6 protein-coding genes are annotated in these 6,206 nt (G+C 32.0%); 3 read left to right on the top strand and 3 right to left on the bottom strand.

Going from position 1 to position 6,206, the window contains the following annotated elements; all coding sequences use genetic code 11:
- Positions 1-192: 192 nt before the first annotated feature.
- A complete protein-coding gene (locus ACKI67_RS08380) occupies positions 193-936 on the top strand; it encodes an SDR family NAD(P)-dependent oxidoreductase (RefSeq protein WP_407463070.1) in 744 nt (247 codons plus the stop codon).
- A 182-nt stretch (positions 937-1,118) separates the two neighbouring features.
- Here the strand turns inward: ACKI67_RS08380 and ACKI67_RS08375 are convergent, their stop codons facing one another.
- Together ACKI67_RS08375 and aksF are read right to left on the bottom strand one after the other, a co-directional pair.
- Entirely contained in the window at positions 1,119-2,615 is a 1,497-nt protein-coding gene (locus ACKI67_RS08375) for a class I adenylate-forming enzyme family protein (protein WP_407463069.1), read from the bottom strand.
- A gap of 72 nt (positions 2,616-2,687) precedes the next feature.
- The gene (gene aksF, locus ACKI67_RS08370) at positions 2,688-3,692 is read right to left on the bottom strand and encodes a homoisocitrate dehydrogenase (protein WP_407463067.1); all 1,005 of its coding nucleotides are present in this window, start codon (positions 3,690-3,692) and stop codon (positions 2,688-2,690) included.
- A 320-nt stretch (positions 3,693-4,012) separates the two neighbouring features.
- Here aksF and ACKI67_RS08365 point away from each other — a divergent pair, with 320 nt between their 5' ends.
- Together ACKI67_RS08365 and ACKI67_RS08360 are read left to right on the top strand one after the other, a co-directional pair.
- On the top strand, positions 4,013-4,480 hold the full coding sequence (locus ACKI67_RS08365; RefSeq protein WP_407463065.1) for a HEAT repeat domain-containing protein: 468 nt from the start codon (positions 4,013-4,015) through the stop codon (positions 4,478-4,480).
- A 239-nt stretch (positions 4,481-4,719) separates the two neighbouring features.
- Entirely contained in the window at positions 4,720-5,175 is a 456-nt protein-coding gene (locus tag ACKI67_RS08360) for a hypothetical protein (protein ID WP_407463064.1), read from the top strand.
- 56 nt (positions 5,176-5,231) lie between these two features.
- Here ACKI67_RS08360 and ACKI67_RS08355 read toward each other — a convergent pair whose 3' ends face one another.
- A complete protein-coding gene (locus ACKI67_RS08355) occupies positions 5,232-6,023 on the bottom strand; it encodes an alpha/beta fold hydrolase (RefSeq protein ID WP_407463062.1) in 792 nt (263 codons plus the stop codon).
- Between the last annotated feature and the right edge of the window lie 183 nt (positions 6,024-6,206).

Genomic DNA, 6,206 nt, shown 5'->3' with positions numbered 1-6,206 from the left:
ATAATAAAAAATTAATAAAATGAACAAAATAATAAAATAAATTAATGTTACTAGGTTAAATACTGTACAATTATAAAAAAACCTAAACAAAATTCAAAAAATTTCAAGAATATTTAAAAATATTTAAATACTTAATCCTATATAGTAATAATTACAATAAAATAAAATTTTATGTTAAAGAAGGTGAAATAAATGGGTAAACTAGATGGAAAAGTAGCAATTGTTACTGGATCAACCTCAGGTATGGGCCGTTCTACAGCTAAATTATATGCTGAAGAAGGTGCAAAAGTAGTTGTAACTGGAAGAAACGAAGAAAGAGCACAAGCTGTAGTAGATGACATTGTAGCAGCTGGTGGAGAAGCATTTGCAGTTATTGCTGATATGGCTAATGTTGACGACATTAAAAAGATCTTTGACGCAACCATGGAAAAATATGGAACTGTCGACATTTTATTCAACAACGCAGGACTTTTAAGTGTCACCCCTCTCTTAGACATTACCAAAGAAGAATGGGACAAAGTATTTGCAGTTGACGTATACGCTCCATTATACTTAACCCAATTAGTAGCTCCTGTAATGAAAGAAAAAGGAAAAGGTGTTGTAATCAACACTTGTTCAGTAGCATCCTACGCTGCACACTTCGGATTTGTAGGTTACATCTCATCCAAACACGCTATTGCTGGTCTTACCAAATCCATGGCATTCGAACTTGGTCCTGAAATAAGATGTAACGGTATTGCTCCTGGTGCTATCCACACCGCTATGGTAGATAGTATTGGTGGAGTAGAAGCATTACAAATGATGGTTGACGGAGCACCTATGAAAAGAGTAGGTCAAGGAGAAGATATTGCTGCATTAGCATTATTCCTTGCTTCTGACGAATCTGAATTCGTAGACGGTCAAATCATCAGATGTGACGGCGGATTTGAGTGTTAAGTTTTTTAAAGTAGTTGGATTTTTATCCTCTACTACTATTTTTATTTTTTAATTTAAATTCTATCCTTTATTAACTATTTTTATAAAAGATTTGTTTACTAAACAAAAAAAGCTATTTTAAAAATTAATTGCAAAATTAAAAACTATTTTTAAAAAAAGAAAAAAAGAAAAATATGAGAAATTTATTCTTCCGGCTTAGTAGAATACATTTCCCTTAACTCTCTTCTAAGGAGTTTCCAGCCATTTACCCTTGGAAGTTCGTCCATTGTAAAGATTTTTCTTGGAACCTTGTATCTTGCTAAGTATTCTTTAGCATAATCAACCAATCCATCAGGGTCCTCTTCTTCCTTCCATACAACTGCAGCTACAGGAAGCTCTCCTCTATGGCAGTCGCCAATACTGAAAATAGCTATTTCATCCACTTCAGGATATTTGATCAATGTCTCTTCAACTTCAGTAGGATATATTTTCCATCCGCTCATTACAATCATGTCTTTCTTTCTGTCTGTAATGAACAAACGTTCATCCTCATCAATATAACCGATATCTCCAGTAAGGAACCATCCATCTTCAAGGAATGATTCTTTGGTTTCCTTTTCCATTCCCCAATATCCTTTAGCTATTGCAGGGCCTCTAAGAGCTATTTCTCCATGTTCGTAGTGGCCTAAGGAAATGCTTGGATCATCTTCATCAACGATTTTAAGCTCAGAGAAACATACAGGGTGTCCTACGCTTTCATATCTGTCTGCTGTAGCATAGTCTTCAGGTCTAATTACAGTTCCTGTACCGATTACAATGGTTTCTGAAAGTCCGTATGCATTTATGATTGGAATATTGTATTGTTTCATGAACTTTTTCCAAATCTTTCTGTGCAATGGACCTCCACCACTGATGATTTCCCTAACTGTTGAAAGGTTTTCCCTCTTTTCCTCTTCAATATTTGTTAAGGTATGAATTACCGGAGGCATTCCTGACAAGACGCTTACCTCTTCGTCTTTACATAATTGAAGGTATTCATTTATTTCAAAGAAGTCCATTGTGATGGTTAATGCTCCAGCTCTAAGTGCAGCAATTGCCCATAATATTCCTACATGAGCCATTGGATAGATGCAGAGGAATGTGTCGTTTTCCTTATATGTCAATACATCACATGCATTGTGGATTGCTGTAAACCAGTTTCCATGGGTTAGCATGGAACCTTTAGGCTTTCCAGTTGTGCCTGAAGTGTATTGCAATTGACATAAGTCGTCCCATTCTGTTTCGCAAGCAGCTAAGGTATCGCTTCCCTTAAAGCTTTCACAGTCTTCTATTATATATGATTCTATGTTCAGTTCTTTTACAGTTTCTTTTGCATTGACATCAGTAATAATTAGTTTGGCATCAGAGTCGTTGATCATATAGTTCAGTTCTGATGCAGTTAGTATTCTATTGGTTGGAATAGCTATTGCACCGATTCTCCATATTGCAAGCAATGAAAATAGGTATTCTGGAGAATTGTTCAAATAAATCAATACTCTATCTCCCTTATCTATGCCCTTATCAATTAGGCTTTGTCCTATCCCAGATACAATCTCCAGTACTTCACATGAATTGTATCTTAAGTTTCTGCTTGGACAATAATAAACATCCTTATCCAATCTACGTGCATTAGCATCTATAAATGTGGTTATATTTAACATATTCTGCCTCTTTTGCTCATTTAATGAATTATAATTATAATTATTATTTCGTATTTTCTTCTGGATCAATATTTATTTTAAGTTCTCTATCTCTTTAATTACTGCATTTGTAACATCCATTGTCTTGTCATTTCCACCTAAATCAGGGGTTTTCACTTTTCCCTTTTCCAGAACGTTTTCACAAGCAGTCTTGACTTTTTCTGCCCAATACGGTTCGTTTAAATATTCAAGCATCATGGAAACTGATAATAACATAGCTATCGGATTTGATATGTTGTTTCCTGCAATATCCGGTGCAGATCCATGTACAGGTTCGAATAGTCCATGTTCATCCCCAATATTTCCAGATGGTGCAAGCCCTAATCCTCCAACAAGACCTGCAGAAGCGTCAGACAGTATATCTCCAAAAAGGTTGCTGGTGACTATCACATCAAATTCCTGAGGTTTTGTTAAAAGGTACATTGCTGTTGCATCAACATAGTAATCATTGGTTTTAATGTTTGGATAATCCTTAGCTACTTTGTAAAATGAGTCTTTAAACACTCCATCAGTCTTTTTCAAGACATTTGACTTATGCACACAGGTGACGGACTCCTTTTCCAGTTTGATTGCCTGTTCAAAAGCAAGTTTTGAAATCCTTTCACTGGCTTTTTTGGTTATTACCCTTTGAGCTATTGCCTTATTGTTCGCATCATCTATTGTCTCATTTCCTGAGTATAGCCCTTCTGTATTTTCCCTTACTATAAGAAAATCCAAATCGTCAAATAGGCAATCTATTCCCTTAAAGGATTTTATTGGCCTTAAATTTGCATAAGTGTCCAATTCTTGTCTGAGTGTTATGATTGGACTTTTTTGTCCAGGAGTTGAAGTGATCGCTCCAAAAAGAGTGGCTTTTGCATTTTTAGCTGTTTTTATAGTTTCTTCAGGGATTGTGGTTCCATTCTTATCAAAGCATTCCCTTCCAGCTTCCGCTTCTACAAAATCGAAGTTCAAATCCAATGATTCAAGGACAGCCACTCCCGCTTCTGTAACTTCCTTTCCTATTCCATCTCCATCGATTCTTGCTATCTTTATCATTATTCACATAATCCTTTTAATTTTATTTAAGTATATTATTATATGTATTTTCTATATATTAATCTTTTCAAAATAAAACATTGATGTATAAAAATGTACATTTTATTGGTATCTTAAAATAAATATTGGATTTTGAAAGTTAAAACAAAGTTTATTTGTATTCTATAATATTGTTCGTAACAAGTCGAAATATTTATATACTTGTAAATTATAATAATAATTAAGTATATTCAATTGTAAAGATAGTACTATAATATTCATTATAATTGGATGAATTTTAAATTAATAAAATTATTTAAATGTTTTAGGATGGTAATAATATGGAAAAATCAATTGATGATCTTATATTAGACTTAAAGGATTCTGATGATTTCGTTAGAGAAGAAGCAATAGGTTCACTTGAACTTAAAGGAGAAGAAGCAGTTGAACCTCTTATTGCATCTTTAGATGAAAGAGATAAAAACATTAAGCTTGGTGCAATTGAAGTCTTGAATGCTATTGGTGATAAAAGAGCTATTCCTGCACTTGTAAAAACTTTAGGAGACAGAAACAAATTGGTAAGAAGAGAAGCTTCTACCGCTTTAACCACTATGGGTGATGAAGCTATTGAACCTGTTCTTGCAGAATTGGACAGCCCTAAATGGAGAGTCAGAGGTGCAGCTTGTTGGATTTTAGGTGCACTCGGCGCTGAAGAAGCTCTTCCAAAACTCGAAGAATTATTGAATGATGAAAGTTCTTTTGTACAATACGGTGCAAAAGATGCTATCAACAGATTACAAAATGAATAAGTAACTTATTCATTTCTCTTTTTTTCTTTTTTTATCTATTTTAACATTTTAAAGTATTTTTAACTTTTCTAATGTATTTTTAACTATTTTTAACTATTTTTTAACTATTTTTACTATTTAATTACCTCATGTTTATTTTTAAAAAATTTACTTTTCAACTGCTGTCTATAAGTTTATTTATAATGCTTGACATAATATAATTAAATACAAAAAACATTTTAAAAAATAAGGTTTTATTTATGATTACTATTACTAAAGCAGAAGAAGAAGTTTTAAATCAAATCAAATCATATTCTGAAGCTAAAATTGATGTTTCTATTTTAAAAGATGATTTAGGAATATACGAGCATGATCTTAATGATTTGTTGAATAGCCTAAAGTCTAAAGGTTTAGCTATTTATGATGGCTCCACAGTAGAATTGAAGGAAGTGGATGCTAAGATCAATACTGTGGATTCTAAAGAGGATGTCATAAATGCTGAGCTAAACCAAAAGGAGAAGGCTTCCTTTGCATTGATAAAATCATTGATGGATGATGATGGTTTTGTTTCCAGATATGAGATTGAAGGAAATCTTTTATATGGTGATTTGAAATTATCTGACTTTAGAATGTATCATATCTTATTGTCTTTAGAAAATAAGGGGCTAATAAAAGCCGTTTATAGAAAAAATGGAGATTATTATAAGGTTTTATAATCTCACATTTACTTTTTTTTTTAATTAGATGTCATTAATCAGTCTATTATCAATAATCATTCTATTTTTGACATGAACTCATCGATTATGACCAATATATTTTCAATATTATATCCAACCAAAAGGTTATGTTTGGTGTTTTCAAGAACTATTAACTCTGAATTTTTGATGTTGTCACTAATTTTCTTTTGAATCTCCAAATCAGTCAAATCATCTTCTGCTCCAGCCATCACTATTGTTGGAACATCTATTTCACATAATCTGTCAGTAATATTGAAATCAGTTCCTGCAGCGATTCCTTTTTTAATTCCGTCTATGTTTGCAATCTTTGCTGCTTCATATTTAACTTGATTTAATGTTTCGCGATGCATTTCAAGCATATCCTCAGTTAATGTATAAGGAACAATAACATCAAAGAATTCAACGAAACCATTGTTAATGCCTTTTTCAAAGTCATTGAATATTTTAGCAAGTCTTTCAGTCTGTTCAGAAAAGCTGGACATGATTATCAGGCCGTTAACCATTTCAGGATGTTTGATTGCAAAATCCATTATTATGTTTCCACCTAAGGAAAGTCCAGCAAAAACGGCATTATCTATATTTAATGCATTCAAAAGTTGATAAAGGTCTTCTTGGTATAGATCAATTGATATCTCTTCATCATCACTAGTTGATTTTCCATGACCTCTCAAATCATAGATTAAAACTTGATATTTCTTCTTCAATTCATTTGTTAATATTTTCCAATATTCCAAGTTATCGGATAATCCATGGACAAAAACAATTGTTTTCCCATTTCCTTCAAGTTCATAATTTATAGATATATTGTTTACATTAATTTCTGTCATGATTATTCATTTATTTTTAGTTTAATATATTCTTTTTTGTTTATTGGGTATGTGAGTAATTTTAAATTCTTATTTTCTTGATTTCGTAAATATTTAACTTGGATTAGTATTTTTTTAATAATATCCTGTTTATTTAGTATTATTTTTAGTAATATTTATATTATAGAAAGTAATAATATATAA

The organism is Methanobrevibacter sp. (assembly GCF_045577275.1).
Taxonomy (GTDB): Archaea; Methanobacteriota; Methanobacteria; order Methanobacteriales; family Methanobacteriaceae; genus Methanobrevibacter.
The sequence above is the reverse complement of the archived record's forward strand: the minus strand, read 5'-3'. Positions and strand labels throughout refer to the sequence as shown.

Coding starts and splice junctions, on each gene's coding strand:
- ACKI67_RS08365 (WP_407463065.1), top strand. CDS start 4,013: ATGGAAAAATCAATTGATGATCTTATATTAGACTTAAAGGATTCTGAT.
- ACKI67_RS08375 (WP_407463069.1), bottom strand. CDS start 2,615: ATGTTAAATATAACCACATTTATAGATGCTAATGCACGTAGATTGGAT.
- ACKI67_RS08360 (WP_407463064.1), top strand. CDS start 4,720: ATGATTACTATTACTAAAGCAGAAGAAGAAGTTTTAAATCAAATCAAA.
- ACKI67_RS08380 (WP_407463070.1), top strand. CDS start 193: ATGGGTAAACTAGATGGAAAAGTAGCAATTGTTACTGGATCAACCTCA.
- ACKI67_RS08355 (WP_407463062.1), bottom strand. CDS start 6,023: ATGACAGAAATTAATGTAAACAATATATCTATAAATTATGAACTTGAA.
- aksF (WP_407463067.1), bottom strand. CDS start 3,692: ATGATAAAGATAGCAAGAATCGATGGAGATGGAATAGGAAAGGAAGTT.